We start from the raw sequence: 15,049 nt of genomic DNA on the forward strand, positions 1-15,049 counted from the left end.
AAAAAAGCCTCAAATGATTGCATAGCAATCATTTGAGGCTTTTTTGATTCTGAATTATTTTGAAATTAAATCCGATCGAATATCTGCGGAATGTGGGTTAAATTATTCAAGGGTAAGTTCGATCGCCCGCAATTAGCCAATCCCCAAAATCCACCAGTCGATCGTATGTTGCCGGAAGCGGAAGAAGTGCGATCGCATCCTCCCGAACAACAATAAAATTCAAAGTCAGGATACGGCAGTGCCGTTTCCCTACAATTAATCGCGGTAGGGAAACGGCATTGCCGTGTCCTTATGGCGATTTAACTTCAGTCTCCTGATTTCTAACTACCGGCGGCGACAGAGTAGGCTCAGATTCTGCCACATTCAACTGACCGCCGCAAGAGCGCAATTCGTACAGTTTTGCATTAATTTGATACTCATACTGACTCAATAACCTTGCATAAATATAGCCAGCTTTTCCATCCAAAAAGCCTAGCTGAATAAAGTAAAATAAAATAAATCTGAGCATTGGTTTAAAAGGCAGCCGCACCCAAACTTTTTTGAGAAATCGCTTCCGCTGCACGGCATCTCCAAATAGGTGAGCGCCAATAGTGCCGCTGTCGTCGCGGCCTTCAATAATATTGTAATAAACGCGGGCTTCCCAATTTGAATATCTGTTGTGCCGTTCTATCCAATGAAATAAATCGCGATAATCCTCGTGGATCATATCATGTTTTAAGTAGCCGACTTGACCGGCTAAAATGACGTGTTCGTGAACTTCGTTGTCACCTGTGTTGGGGACGGATTCAGTGCCGAGATTTTCGTAACGGCCTTTTTGATGCTTGAACAAACGCAAATTCCAGTCTGGATATCGACCGCCGTAACGCAGCCATTGTCCTAAAAAGAAGACTTTGCGGTTGAGGTAGTAGCCGTCAAAATTCGGATCGGCGATCGCCCGCGCGATTTCGTCCCAAAGTTCCGGGGGTATGCGTTCGTCACAATCGACAATTAAGACCCATTCGTTACGAAAGGGCAGGTTGTCCAAAGACCAATTTTTCTTTTTGGGCCAGCGGTTGTCGAAGTAGAATTGCACGACTTTGGCGCCGCTGCCGATCGCAATTTCTACCGTGCGATCGCTGCTTTGGGAATCAACCATGAAAACTTCATCCGCCCTGGCAATGCTGGCCAGACACGCAGGTAGATTAAGTTCTTCGTCTTTTGCCGGAATGAGAACTGAAACCGGAATCTTTGATGAACTAGATGTCATAATCGAGTGCTTGAACCTGAATGCGGTCGAGTTATTGTGGATGAAGTGCGATCGGCATGGTAGCGCCGACGACTTTAACAGCGAGGGATATTGCCTATAGCCTAATGCCTGCTGGTCGATTTCGGTGGAAAGATCAGGCCCTGAAGGGCTGCACTTAAATAACCGATTTGACCCCAAGCAAAAACGAAATTTTCAAAGCGCAGCCCTGGATCTCTAATGTATTTAAAAGACTTGTATACACCCCTCAGTATTCTTTCACCGCCCCGTCCAAGCTGAGCAATACCTGCTCGATCGGACAATTGTTCCCGATAACACTCGCTGATGCCTTGCCACCAACCGCGATCGAGAAACCAAGCTTGCTTGAGCCTTTCTACAGCCACATTGTGCAGAACCAGGGCCTCGGGCAGATAAACCACTTGCCAGCCTAACTCTAATGCTAATTCTGTCGCGCGCAATTCTTCATTTGACAGCAACTTTGTGCCGACTCTACCGAGTTTGACATCGAAGCCACCAATTTGTTCGAGAAAAGCACGCCGGATCGAGTAGTTTACACCCCTGGGAGTCAAACCGGCAGCAGTTACGTACTGGCAAGTATCCCCTAAATCGTAAACTCCCAAGTTTTGGGCCAATCCGGGCGATAGCCATTTGGGTGCACAGACTCCACAAGGCCACAGCAAGTTAACTTTGCCGCCGGCTACGGCTAGTTTTTGATTGCTTTGATAGGCGGCGTGCAGCACCCTGAGCCAATTCGGCTCAGCAATAGCGTCGTCGTCGAGATAAGCTAATATTTCGCTGCGAGCTTCCTTGGCGCCGGTGTTCCGCGCTACTGACAGACCGATTTTGGGTTCCCAGACATACTTGAGGCGGCAGTCGGAGAGTCTTGCTTCTACCACCTCGCGAGTGCTTGTCGTGGTACTTTTGGGGCTGGCATAATCGTTAGAACCGTTATCCACTACTACTACTTCAAAGTTATCGGGAAAATCTTGTACCAGCAAGCTGTCGATCGCCCCAGCTAAATAGCTGGCGCGATTGTGAGTGCAAATTATGGCTGATATCTGAGGTTTGGGCATGGGGCATGGGGCATTGGGCATTGGGAAGAAGGCCCGCGCAGGGCATTGGGCATTGGGGATAGTCTCTATTTTTTGCTTCTTTTCTTCTCTCTGCAAATTGGTAAGGGCGTAACTCACTTGCTGGAAAACGGCTATGTTGGGAAATTTGATGTAGTTATTCTGATATTGTCCTATCAATGCTATTATCGCCTAAAAATCATTGGTAATCAAACAAATAACTAATAACCAGCAACCAATAACCAGCAACCAATAACCAGTAACCAGTAACCAATAACCAATAACCAGTAACCAGTAACCAATAACCAGTAACCAATAACCCTTCGACCCTTCGACTACGCTCAGGGAACCGCAAATAACCAATAACCCTTCGACCCTTCGACTACGCTCAGGGAACCGCAAATAACAAATAACCAATAACAAATAACCAATAACCAATGACTAAAATAATCTTAGTAACTGGGCCGGCTCGAAGTGGTAAAAGTGAATGGGCCGAAACTCTGGCTGCTGCTTCGGGAAAACAAGTAATCTATGTGGCTACTGGCATGGTTGATGAAACAGATTTGGAGTGGCTGCGCCGCCTCGAACAACACCGAAATCGCCGCCCGGTTCATTGGAAAACTCTAGAAGTGCCGATCGACTTACCGACATTTGTCCGCACTGGTAAACCATCGGATTGCTTGTTAATTGATTCCCTCGGAACTTGGACGGCGAATCTTTTAGAACAAGAAGCCACACTTTGGACTGCTGCACAGCAAGATTTGCTAGCGAGTTTGAAGTCAACTGCGGCCGATGCAATTTTTGTAGGAGAGGAAACAGGATGGGGTGTTGTGCCTGCTTATCCGGCGGGGCGGCTGTTTCGCGATCGCCTCGGCACACTCGTCCGTCAAATCGGGGCGATCGCCGATACTGTTTATCTCGCCACCGGAGGTTACGCCTTGAACCTGTCCGCTTTGGGTACGCCACTACCGCCCGCCAAGAATTAACAGACGGAAGCGCGATCGACTTTTCGAGCAAAAATCTCGGTTTGCCAGCCGACAATTTTAACTAAAAATCAGCTATAATTACAATTAAGCTCGCAAACTCAAAACTCACATCAATCACTCCAAAAAAATACTCGCGCTGACCAACCAGCACAACAATTTGACACCGAAAATAGTCAGCTTTTGAAAGAATGTCAAATATCAAATGTCTCTTGAGATAGAGTTCAAATTTAAAGTTTAAAGTCTAAAATTACCAATGAATTGCAGGATTGAGTAAAAGCTATGGCATCAGAAAGTGAAGTCAGAAAATATATTGCTTACTGGTTTCAGTTAGGCAAAAAAGTATTTATTCGCAACGGTTCCGAAGCGCTGCTACCAAAATCGGTAATTGCGGGCGATCGCTACAGCAGGGAATTTGAAGAATGCTGGCAAAAAATCATCTCCCCCGACAGCGGAGACTCCTACCTGCAAGGCACCAACGAAACAATTGCCCAACTGTTAACACCAGCATGGGAAATCAGTCCCTGCGCGCGCTGTGCCATGCCCGTAGTGTTCCCACAAACCGGAATGCCGCCAGAGTGCTGTCCCTGTAATGACTTAGCCAACTGGCCCGATACCGAAATGCCCCAACCCCGATCGCCCGTCAGCACCAAATCGCAACTTTCAAGCATTCGCGATCGACTCCTCAGAACCCCCGGCGAGTAAAGAGGGGGAGAATGGGAGAGGGGGAGAGGGGGAGAATGGGAGAGTGGGAGAGGGGGTGGTCAGAAACCGGGTTTTTCCCGAAAAGATGCGTTACGACCCTAGATCCACTAAAAAACCCGGTTTCTTCGGTCGTAGCGCATAATTCTTAGACTATTGACTAATGACTAATGACTAATGACTAACGACTAACGACTAACGAATTCGGTTTTCTCTATCTCACAGAAGTGCTAAGAAGGCCACAAATTGTTACAATGTCTTTACAATGCTTCACACTAGGTCTGAGTTTATGGATGTCAAGACGGTATCGCCAGCCTCCCCGGTAACTTACTCAAATTCAGGGACTCACGCTGCACTCGGCAATCTCCAAGAGGTAGAAACCCTTCCCCTGCAAACAGTACAAGTAGAAATAGAAAATCCCGCAGCCACTCCCGAACCGCTCAAATCAGCCAAAGATATCGCTTATGAATTGGCCGGAGAAGCTGTGCGCTACGATCCAGTGGCGATCGCAGCCGAATACCGAAATCGCCCCCTGCAAGTCTGGAGACGGCTGTCGAGCGTTGTTTGGACATTTTTTAGCTTTGGCCTCAGTTTGTGGTGGGACAAAAAGAGAGGCCGCACCGCAGCTAACCAAAAGCGCCGCGCCGCGCGCCTGCGGGAAATTCTCAGCCAACTCGGCCCAGCTTTCATCAAAATCGGACAAGCACTCTCAACTCGCCCCGACTTAGTACCGCCGGTATATTTAGAAGAACTAACCACGCTGCAAGACCAATTGCCAGCCTTTCCCAACGAAGTAGCATATCAATTTATACAAGAAGAATTGGGCGCACACCCCAAGGATATTTACGCCGAAATTAGCGCAGATCCGATCGCAGCAGCATCCCTCGGACAAGTATACAAAGGCAAACTTAAAACCGGCGAAACCGTCGCCATCAAAGTACAGCGACCAGGTTTAGCTGAAAACATCGGCTTAGATATTTACATCCTGCGGCGCGTCGCACTTTGGGCACAAAACACCTTCAAAATAATTCGCAGTGACCTCGCAGGGATTATGGACGAATTGGGCGAGCGCATTTACGAAGAAATGGACTACACCCACGAAGGACAAAATGCCGAACGCTTTGCCGAACTCTATGGGAATCTGAAGGATATTTACGTTCCCAAAATCTACTGGGAATATACCCGCCGCCGCGTCTTGACCATGGAGTGGATTACCGGTATCAAACTCACTAATTTAGAAGCCGTCAAGGCTCAAGGAATCGACGCTCCTTACTTAATTGAAGTGGGTGTGCAGTGCTCTCTCAGACAGCTTCTAGAACACGGTTTCTTTCACGCAGACCCGCACCCAGGCAATCTTTTGGCAACTCCTGACGGTCAGTTGGCTTATCTCGATTTCGGGATGATGAGCGAAGTCAAACCTTATCAGCGGTACGGCTTGTTGGAAGCTGTGGTGCATTTGGTGAACCGCGATTTTGATGGTTTGGCCAGAGATTACGTGAAGTTGGAGTTTTTAACGCCAGAAACCGATTTGACGCCAATTATTCCGGCTTTGGCTGGGGTGTTTAACAATGCTTTGGGTGCTAGCGTTGCCGAACTCAATTTCAAAAGCATTACTGACGAACTTTCCGCCGTGATGTACGAGTATCCGTTCCGAGTTCCCGCTTACTATGCTTTGATTATTCGATCGCTCGTTACCCTAGAAGGGATCGCAATTAATGTCGATCCAGAATTCAAAGTGCTGAGCAAAGCTTATCCTTACGTAGCAAAACGGCTGTTGAGCGACCCCGCACCGGAATTGAGAGCATCCCTGCAAGATTTATTGTTCAAACAAGGCGAATTCCGCTGGAACCGCTTAGAAAACTTGCTGACTAATGCCCGCGACAGCGACGATTACGATGTCAGCAAAATCCTCAACCAAGCGTTAGAGTATTTATTTTCCCAAAGAGGAGATTATATTCGCGATCGCATTGTTGCTGAATTGGTAAAAAGTCTCGACACGCTTTCCAGCAAAGCTTTTGACAATGCTAAATCTGTAGTCGGCGAATGGTTTGGAGTCAAAGCGAGTCTACCTGTGGTTTCACAAACCGAACAAAAAAACTTAGAACACATCAAGCGAATTTGGGATATTTTGCAATCAACTCCGGGTTTTGACGGCATGAAAGTATTGCAGTTACTGCCGCAATTGTTGGTAAAACCAGAAGTCCAGAATATGGGCCAGCAAGTCGTAGGGGGTTTAGCTCAAAGAGCAGTTGCTAGGTTAATTCGCGAGTTTTTACTTTCCGAGAAACCGGCAGCGATTCCTGAAAATGGCAGCTATTCTCATACTTCGCCTCAGTTGTCTTTGCCGGCAGCGAAGTAGTGGGGTGAGATTTTTTGACCGCAGATATTAGCGGATGTACGCAGATGAACGCAGATAGGATTTTATCTGCGTTTGTCATAGGAATTATAGCAGTTGACAGTTGAGAGTTGACAGTTGACAGTTGCACGGGCGGGAATCAAACCATTGGTGCAGTAAGGGTATCGGCTCTATTCATGAAGTTACTTATGTCCTCACGCCATGTGGCGGTTGCTATACCAAGTCTGATCGAAGAAACTGGGTTTTTACTGAATTTGTGGACTGCAATGAAGTGTTGTCCTAAAACCCGGTTTCTGGTTATTTAAGTTTTTCTGTAACAATTGTTAGGATTCAGTACAAACTCAAGCCTGCGATCGAACTCGTGAATGCTAAATTTTTAGAGATATAGCAATCCTAAATCATTTTCAATAATTGGTTCCAAGGCTTTGCCTTGGCACCGATGTCCAGAGGCTCTGCCTCGGCTGCGAAGATGGAGGCAGAGCCTCCGAATCTGCGTTACCAGGCAGAGCCTGATAACGAGTAAAATCATTTAGGATTGCTATATAATTAGTTTACTTTTGGATTGGGGAGTTTATGGTTATGATAGCAGCACGAGATAACGATCGCTATTTTACCCCCGAAGAGTATTTTACTTGGGAGGAGCAACAACTAGAAAGACACGAACTGATCGATGGTCGGGTTTATGCGATGACTGGTGGCACTAAAAATCATAGTCGGATCGCAATTAATTTCTTGTCGTTAATTCGCTCTCATCTACGGGGCGGTCGATGTACTGTCTTTAACTCAGATTTAAAGGTTAACATTCTCAATACGACTAACTATACTTATCCCGATATAAGTGTGACTTGTGACGATCGCGATCGGGAGCATCCTCTCTATATTACCTATCCCTGCTTAATTGTGGAGGTTTTGTCGGATAGCACCGAAGCTTACGATCGAGGGAAGAAGTTTGAGAAGTATCGCCGCAATCCGAATCTGGTTGATTATGTGTTAGTCAGTTCGGATGAAATGGCGATCGACATTTATCATAAAAATGATGCTGGTGAATGGGTGATTTTGAGCTATCGAGAGGGCGATCGGGTTGAGTTTCAAAGTATCAATCTAAGTTTGCCGATCGAGCAATTATATGAGGAAATTATTTTCGATAGACAGCCATAGATATAATATGCTTCTTACATCTATGGTTGGCGTATGAATGCAGTCGAAATTGAAGAAGCCGTTTCTAGGCTCGCCGAAGCGCCTTTTGACTCGGAATCTTTCCCCTTTGCTTTCCTCGAAGCCTTTGGTAACAAGCAAACGACTCTCAAGAAACTCCAAAGCAAAAGCGGTAGCTCAAACCAATCCGATCTACCCGGCGGTGTGCTTCAGCGCAACAATATCCATTTGCAGGTGTGTCCAGAAGGGGAGGTAAGCGCTACCCTCACGGCGTTGCGAGAAAGCAAAGCTACGGCTCGGTATAAGGCTAAATTCATCCTCGCTACGGATGGTAAAAGCTTTGAGGCGGAAAATCTGGCGGATGGGGAAACCGTCGCCTGTAACTACCCAGACTTTCACGATCATTTTGGGTTTTTCTTGCCGTTGGCGGGCATTACGACGGTTCGGCAGATTCGGGAGAATGCCTTTGATATCAAGGCTACGGGGCGGCTCAACCGTCTGTATATTGAGTTGCTCAAGGATAACCCTGGCTGGGATGGGCCCGATCGCCGGGAAGCGCTAAATCACTTCATGGCGCGACTAATCTTCTGCTTCTTTGCTGAGGATACGAATATTTTCCACAGTGAGGGACTGTTTACGGCGACTGTGGCGCAGATGAGCGATCGCGATTCGTTGAATACCCATGAGGTTTTGTCGGAGCTATTTCGATCGATGAGTACGCCAGTTAAGGCGCGGGAATCGGCTCAGATTCGCAATTGGGCGAATGTGTTTCCCTATGTGAATGGGGGGCTGTTTTCGGGCGGGGTGGAAGTGCCGCGTTTTAGTAAGATTTCGCGATCGTACCTGCTTCATGTCGGCAATCTGGATTGGACAAAGATCAATCCCGATATTTTCGGCTCGATGATTCAGGCGGTGGCGGATGATGAAGAGCGCGGTGCATTGGGGATGCACTATACGAGTGTGCCGAATATTCTCAAGGTGCTGAATCCGCTGTTTTTGGATGATTTGCGATCGCAGCTAGATGCAGCCGGAGACAATGCCCGTAAGTTGCTGAATTTGCGATCGAGAATAGCGCGGATTCGGGTGTTCGATCCGGCTTGTGGATCGGGGAATTTTTTGGTGATTGCGTATAAGGAGATGCGGAAAATTGAGGCGAAGGTTAATGAGTTGCGGGGGGAGGGCGATCGTAAATCTGAGATTCCGCTGACCAATTTTCGCGGCATCGAAATCCGTCACTTTTCCTGTGAGATTGCGCGGTTGGCGTTGATTATTGCGGAGTATCAGTGCGATGTGCTGTATCGGGGCCCGAAGCTAGCGCTGGCGGAGTTTTTGCCGCTGAAGGCGGATAACTGGATTACTTGCGGCAATGCGTTGCGGTTGGATTGGTTGAGTCTTTGTCCGCCAACGGGAACGGGCGTGAAGGTGCAGCGTGAGGATTTGGATTTGTGGGGGGAAACAAGGGAACAGGCAGAGATTGATTTTGAGAATGAGGGCGGGGAAACTTATATTTGTGGGAATCCGCCCTATCTCGGATCGACTTGGCAATCGAAAGAGCAAAAAGATGATCTAAAACTCATTTTTAATGCCCGTACTAAGCTATGGAAATCGCTGGATTATGTGTCGGGTTGGTTTATGAAGGCGGCGGATTATGGAACGCAAACGATATCAGCAGCAGCTTTTGTATCTACAAATTCAACCTGTCAGGGTCAACAAGTGCCAATTCTGTGGCCGCAGATTTTCAAAAGTGGGCATGAGATTGCTTTTGCTCATACATCGTTTAAGTGGGCGAATTTGGCAAGTCATAATGCTGGTGTGACAGTGGCGATCGTGGGGATTTCTAACAATGCCGTCAAAGTTAGACAGTTGTTTTCTGTTGGGGATAGTGGTGAGACGATCGTGCAGGAGGCTGAAAATATCAATGCTTATTTAGTAGCTTCTTCCAATGTATTTGTTGAGTCAAAACGAGAGCCGATTGCAAATATTAAAAAAATGACTTACGGGAATAAACCTGTTGATGGCGGCTATCTCTTTGTTTCACCAAGCAACATACCAGTGGAAGATTCTGAGTCAGTATTTAAATTTTTACGACCTGTTGCAGGCAGTCATGATTATATTAATGGCTCATTTCGTCACTGTCTCTGGATTAAAGATGAAGATTTAGAAGAGGCGAAATCTATTTCATTTATTACTGATAGATTACAGAAAAACAGAGCTAATCGCCTTGCAAGCCGCGATGAAAGTGCCAGAAAATTGGCAGAGCGTGCACACCAATTTCGCGATACTGAAGAGGCTGAATTTTGGAGCTTTATTGTACCTAGACATTCCTCTGAAAATCGCCCATTTTTGCCAGCAGGCATCCTAAATAATTCGTTCATTGTGAATGATAGTGCCTTCGCCCTCTACGATGCCCCCCTCTGGAACATGGCCCTGATCGCCTCCCGCCTGCACCTCGTCTGGATCGCCACCGTCTGCGGCAAACTCAAAACCGACTTTCGCTACTCGAACACCCTCGGCTGGAACACCTTCCCCGTCCCCACCCTCACCGATCGCAACAAAGCCGATCTCACCCGCAGCGCCGAAGACATCCTGCTAGCGCGAGAGCAGTATTTCCCGGCTACGATCGCCGATATGTACGATCCGAAACGCATGGACACCGAATTCCCGTTAGTCCGAGAAGCCCATGAAAGAAATGATGAAATTCTCGATCGCATCTACATCGGCCGCCGCTTCAAAAACGATACAGAACGCCTCGAAAAACTGTTTGAATTGTATACAAAGATGACCAGTCAACAGGCACCATCGAAAAAATCTGCTAAAGGTAAAGGAGGCAAATAATGATCGGGGAAATTGAACTATCGATGAATAAGATTGCTGAATTTTGTCAAAAATGGCAGGTGACAGAACTCGCCCTATTTGGCTCGGTTTTGCGCGATGATTTTCACCCCGATAGCGATATTGATATCATGGTGCAATTCCATCCAGATGCTCACCCCAGATTCAGCACCCTAGACCAAATGGAAACAGAACTCCAAGCAATTTTTCATCGAGACATTGATCTGACTACCCGCCAGGGCATCGAAGCCAGCCGCAACTACTTACGCCGTCACGAAATTCTTTTTTCTGCCCAGGTGATTTATGCAACGAGATCTACAATTTCTGCTTGACAAAACGCACTCACCATTGACATACGGCAATTTGCCGTATAGCATTAGTTTAATGTCTGCCTCAATTTATGGATTTAACGCCATGACTAATGCAACTGATTCAAAATCGCCGGCGCGGCTAGAAGTTCGGATAGGTCAAGAAGCCAAGGCTCTCGTGCAAAAAGCTGCTGACTTAGAAGGAAGAACGCTTACAGACTTTGTGATTGCCGCTGTGCTAGCAGAAGCTCGTAGAGCGATCGAGCAGCACCAAACTTTGACGCTCAGCCTTAAAGACAGTAACGCTTTTATTGAAGCAATTCTCAATCCTCCGAAGCCCAATCAAGCCTTAAAATCGGCGGCTTTACGGTACAAACAAACAATGTCAATTTAATGGTTCTCACGATCGACCTTCTCGATAGCCGAACTCATATCCGTTCGGGCTTTTGCTGTGGAGAAGAGAGTTTGGATACCTATCTGTGCAAGCAAGCATCTCAGGATCTAAAAAAGCGAGTCTCAACCGTCTTTGTTTTAGTTGATGAGCCTGAGATGAATGTTTTAGGTTACTATACGCTCTCCTCCTACACTGTCAATGTCGCAGCTTTAGAAGAAAAACTTGCCAAAAGATTACCCCCTTACCCAGCATTACCCGCAACACTACTAGGTCGTCTTGCAGTTGATAATAACCAAAAAGGGAGAGGGTTTGGTGAATTATTATTAATCGATGCCCTAAAAAAGTCTTTAGATGCGAGTCAGCAAGTTGCATCTCTTGCTGTCATTGTAGATGCATTGAATGAAAAAGCCGCGAGCTTTTACAAAAAATACGGCTTTATAGCCTTCAATGAGGAGCCGATGAAGCTGTATTTACCGATGAAGTCTATTGAAGAACTTCTTTCAAGTCTGAGTATCTAGTTTATGCTGCATTGCCGAACGCTAAAATAGCTCGATAAACAGAACTCTTAAACCAGCTCTAGCAGAAAAATAGCTAAAAAATTCCGATGAGCAAGCCGATCGCGATTCCCTCAGTTTCCGTCACCTACGCCCAAGCTGGCACTTCCACAAAACCCAACGCCCTGGGGATGCGCCCGATGCAGGAACGCGCCTACCAGAAGCGCGGCGAACAATACCTCCTCATCAAATCGCCTCCCGCCTCTGGCAAAAGTCGGGCACTGATGTTCATCGCCCTGGACAAGCTGGAAAATCAAAAGCTCAAACAAGCCATTATTGTTGTACCAGAAAAGGCGATCGGCTCTAGCTTCCACAATGAACCCCTGAGTCAGTTTGGTTTTTGGGCCGATTGGCAAGTCGAACCGAAGTGGAATCTCTGCGATGCCCCCGGTGACGACAACGGCGGCAAAGTGAACTCAGTACAGAAGTTTCTAGCCAGCGATGCCAAAATTCTGATTTGTACTCACGCTACATTCCGCTTTGCTGTGGACAAGTTTGGTATTGAAATTTTGGACGATCGCCTGATCGCCATAGATGAATTTCACCATGTTTCTGCTAATCCAGACAACAAACTGGGCGATCGCATCCGCCAACTCATGGCCCGCGACAAAACCCACATCATAGCGATGACGGGCTCCTATTTTCGCGGCGATGCCGAAGCCGTTTTGCACCCCGAAGATGAATCCAAATTCGACACTGTAACCTACACCTACTACGAACAACTCAACGGCTACCAACACCTGAAGCAACTCGACATTGCCTACTACTTCTACGCGGGTAGCTACATCGACGAAATCATGAAGGTGCTCAATCCCAACGAAAAAACCATCCTGCACATTCCCAACGTCAACTCCCGCGAAAGTACGAAGGACAAAATCCGCGAAGTCGAACACATCATCGAAGCACTAGGCGAATGGCAGGGAACCGATCGCAAAACCGGATTTCAACTCGTCAAAACCGCTGACGGCAAGATTCTCAAAATAGCCGATTTGGTAGATGACGATCCAACCAAGCGCGATCGAGTCGCTAATGCCCTGAAAGACTCCGCCTATAAAAACGATCGCGATCGCGTTGATATCATTATTGCCCTCGGTATGGCGAAGGAAGGCTTCGATTGGATCTGGTGCGAACACGCCCTGACGATCGGCTACCGCTCCAGTTTGACAGAGATTATTCAGATAATCGGCCGCGCCACCCGCGATGCACCGGGCAAAACCCGCGCCCGTTTCACGAACCTGATCGCAGAACCGGATGCCGCCGAATCTGCCGTCACTGAGGCAGTCAATGATACTCTCAAGGCGATCGCAGCCAGCCTGCTGATGGAACAAGTTCTCGCGCCCCGTTTCGAGTTCAAACCCAAGCACCCGCACAACCAAGCCACTCCCGGCTTTGACTACGGCGAAGATGGCTACAATCCGAATAAGTGCAACGTGGGCGTTAATTCCGAAACGGGCCAAATCCAATTAGAAATCAAGGGGCTAGCCGAACCCAAAAGCCCGGAAGCCGATCGCATCTGCCGCGAGGACTTAACCGAGCTAATTACGGCTTTTGTCCAAGATAAGCCTACGATCGAACGTGGTTTATTTGATGAAGAACTGGTACCAGAGGAACTGACTCAGGTTCGCATGGGCAAAATCATCAAAGAGAAATTCCCAAATCTAGAGGAAGAGGATCGAGAAGCCATTCGCCAACACGCGATCGCAGCTTTAACCGTCGTTCAACAAGCTAAAAAAACCATGAATGAAGGCGGTGGAACCTATACCACGAATCCCGGCGGTGAGGCGGCGAAAAATACTGCCCTCATCGACGGAGTAAGGCAGTTTGCGCTATCTGTGACTGAGTTGGATATGGATTTGATCGATCGCATCAATCCCTTTGGTGAAGCCTACGCCATCCTCGCCAAATCCATGAGTGAAGAAAGACTGCGCCAGGTAGCAGAAGTGATTGCCGCCAAACGGATCGTCCTTAGCGTAGAAGAAGCGCGGGAATTAGCCAGACGGGCGAGTCGCTTCAAACAAGAAAAAGGCCGATTACCTTCCCTCACAGCAGCAGATCCGTGGGAAAAACGGATGGCTGAAGGGGTTGCTTTCCTAACGCGCAAAGTGAAGGAGGAAAAGAATGCCTCCTAAGTACACCACCGATGAAGATTTGGAGTTGCTGGCCGAATTGGGAGTGGACATCGCCCCCGAAGCATCCGGCCAGCGTTCCGCTAGAGAAGAGCGGATTATCGCAGGCTTTGAGGAAATCGAGCGGTTTGTCAACGAACAGGGCAGATTGCCTCAGCACGGGGACGATCGGGATATTTTTGAGCGACTTTATGCTGTCAGGCTCGATCGCCTGCGAGAATCGGAGGAATGCCGCGCCGTCTTGGAACCACTAGACTCTCGCGGGCTGTTAAATGCTGAGAATGATGCCAGCCTAACCTTAGAAGCAGACGATGAGGCGCTGCTGGCATCCCTGGGAGTTGATGCAGCCTCAGAAAACGATGTTACCCAGCTTGTGAATGTGCGATCGCGCAGCGAAATCAAAGCAGCGGAGGAAATCGCCCAGCGCACTCCTTGCCAGGATTTTGATGAATTCAAACCAATCTTTAACCAAGTACAGCGCGATCTGGACACAGGGGCCCGGAAAACGATTAAATACCAGGACTATGCGGCTGTAAAGGAAGGCGATTTATTTATCCTGGATGGGCAGAAGGTGATGGTGGTTGATATGGGTGAGTCGTTTGTCAGCGACTATGGGCGATCGGACTGTCGGCTGCGGGTGGTTTATGATAATGCGACTGAGAGCGATTTGTTGCTGCGATCGCTCCAGCGAGCGTTAAATAAAGACAAGGCCAGCCGTCGCATCACTAACCTAGATTTCGGCCCTCTGTTTTCTGGCATTCAAGCAGAAGACGACTTACCAACTGGCTGCATTTACGTGCTCAGAAGCCGATCGGATCATCCCTTCATTGCCGAGAATCGCTCTGTTATTCACAAGATTGGTGTAACGGGAGGTGACGTGAAAAGCAGAATTGCCAACGCCAAGAAAGACCCGACTTATTTGCTAGCAGACGTAGAAATCGTCACCACCTTCAAATTAGCAAATATCAACCGCAAGGGACTCGAAAAACTCATTCATAAGTTTTTCAGCAGTGCTCGATTGGAGTTGGCATTACCGGATCGCTTCGGTTCCCAGGTGCAGCCGCAGGAGTGGTTTCTTGTTCCCGTGGAGGCGATCGAGGAGGCGATCGAAAAAATCAACGAAGGAACCATCGAACAATTCCGATACGATCGGGAAACAGTAAGTCTCGTGCGATCGTAATGTCATTCTAGGGATAATAGACTTCTTGCAAAATTCGATCTAAGCTAACAACCCACATTCCGCAGATGTGGGTCGGATTTTTTTATCAGTTGTGAAAACTTGGAAGCCAAACGCTTTTGGGCTGAAATTATGCAGTGTTAGCCTTA

Annotated in this window: 14 protein-coding genes; 12 read left to right on the plus strand and 2 right to left on the minus strand. The window is 47.7% G+C overall.

The window, feature by feature from the left end:
• Positions 1-90 precede the first annotated feature (90 nt).
• Positions 91-216 (plus strand): hypothetical protein, encoded by a 126-nt coding sequence (locus JGK39_RS28195; RefSeq protein ID WP_293298262.1) that lies wholly within the window; start codon positions 91-93, stop codon positions 214-216.
• A gap of 73 nt (positions 217-289) precedes the next feature.
• On the opposite strand, the gene JGK39_RS28200 is transcribed toward JGK39_RS28195, so the two are convergent.
• Positions 290-1,225, minus strand: a complete 936-nt coding sequence (locus tag JGK39_RS28200) for a glycosyltransferase family 2 protein (RefSeq protein WP_293298265.1) — start codon at positions 1,223-1,225, stop codon at positions 290-292.
• On the opposite strand from JGK39_RS28200, the gene JGK39_RS28205 reads away from it, so the two are divergent.
• Entirely contained in the window at positions 1,134-1,346 is a 213-nt protein-coding gene (locus tag JGK39_RS28205) for a hypothetical protein (protein ID WP_293178845.1), read from the plus strand. The two genes, JGK39_RS28200 and JGK39_RS28205, sit on opposite strands and share 92 nt — an antisense overlap.
• Position 1,347: 1 nt before the next feature.
• Here the strand turns inward: JGK39_RS28205 and JGK39_RS28210 are convergent, their stop codons facing one another.
• Positions 1,348-2,316: a glycosyltransferase family 2 protein gene (locus tag JGK39_RS28210; RefSeq protein ID WP_293178833.1), complete on the minus strand. Its 969-nt coding sequence runs from the start codon at positions 2,314-2,316 to the stop codon at positions 1,348-1,350.
• Between the two features lie 434 nt (positions 2,317-2,750).
• On the opposite strand from JGK39_RS28210, the gene cobU reads away from it, so the two are divergent.
• The 10 genes from cobU (at position 2,751) to JGK39_RS28260 (ending at position 14,903) form a co-directional block, all read left to right on the plus strand.
• Positions 2,751-3,299: a bifunctional adenosylcobinamide kinase/adenosylcobinamide-phosphate guanylyltransferase gene (gene cobU / locus JGK39_RS28215; RefSeq protein ID WP_293178740.1), complete on the plus strand. Its 549-nt coding sequence runs from the start codon at positions 2,751-2,753 to the stop codon at positions 3,297-3,299.
• Between the two features lie 279 nt (positions 3,300-3,578).
• A complete protein-coding gene (locus tag JGK39_RS28220) occupies positions 3,579-4,001 on the plus strand; it encodes a hypothetical protein (RefSeq protein ID WP_293258231.1) in 423 nt (140 codons plus the stop codon).
• A gap of 286 nt (positions 4,002-4,287) precedes the next feature.
• Positions 4,288-6,357 carry an AarF/ABC1/UbiB kinase family protein gene (locus JGK39_RS28225; RefSeq protein WP_293258246.1) on the plus strand — a complete coding sequence of 690 codons (2,070 nt, stop codon included), beginning with the start codon at positions 4,288-4,290 and terminating at the stop codon, positions 6,355-6,357.
• Between the two features lie 576 nt (positions 6,358-6,933).
• Positions 6,934-7,512: a Uma2 family endonuclease gene (locus JGK39_RS28230; RefSeq protein ID WP_293258229.1), complete on the plus strand. Its 579-nt coding sequence runs from the start codon at positions 6,934-6,936 to the stop codon at positions 7,510-7,512.
• Between the two features lie 33 nt (positions 7,513-7,545).
• A complete protein-coding gene (locus JGK39_RS28235) occupies positions 7,546-10,344 on the plus strand; it encodes a DNA methyltransferase (protein ID WP_293258227.1) in 2,799 nt (932 codons plus the stop codon).
• Positions 10,345-10,367: 23 nt separating this feature from the next.
• The gene (locus tag JGK39_RS28240) at positions 10,368-10,673 is read left to right on the plus strand and encodes a nucleotidyltransferase domain-containing protein (RefSeq protein ID WP_293258225.1); all 306 of its coding nucleotides are present in this window, start codon (positions 10,368-10,370) and stop codon (positions 10,671-10,673) included.
• An 82-nt stretch (positions 10,674-10,755) separates the two neighbouring features.
• Positions 10,756-11,043 (plus strand): DUF1778 domain-containing protein, encoded by a 288-nt coding sequence (locus JGK39_RS28245; RefSeq protein WP_293258223.1) that lies wholly within the window; start codon positions 10,756-10,758, stop codon positions 11,041-11,043.
• A gap of 71 nt (positions 11,044-11,114) precedes the next feature.
• Complete coding sequence (locus JGK39_RS28250) at positions 11,115-11,561, plus strand: GNAT family N-acetyltransferase (RefSeq protein ID WP_293258221.1); 447 nt, start codon at positions 11,115-11,117, stop codon at positions 11,559-11,561.
• Between the two features lie 86 nt (positions 11,562-11,647).
• On the plus strand, positions 11,648-13,726 hold the full coding sequence (locus JGK39_RS28255) for a DEAD/DEAH box helicase (RefSeq protein WP_293258219.1): 2,079 nt from the start codon (positions 11,648-11,650) through the stop codon (positions 13,724-13,726).
• A complete protein-coding gene (locus JGK39_RS28260; protein ID WP_293258217.1) occupies positions 13,716-14,903 on the plus strand; it encodes a GIY-YIG nuclease family protein in 1,188 nt (395 codons plus the stop codon). The genes JGK39_RS28255 and JGK39_RS28260 overlap by 11 nt, the downstream gene beginning before the upstream one ends.
• Positions 14,904-15,049 lie beyond the last annotated feature (146 nt).

The sequence above is a fragment of the Microcoleus sp. PH2017_12_PCY_D_A genome (genome assembly GCF_020738565.1).
Taxonomy (GTDB): Bacteria; Cyanobacteriota; Cyanobacteriia; order Cyanobacteriales; family Microcoleaceae; genus Microcoleus.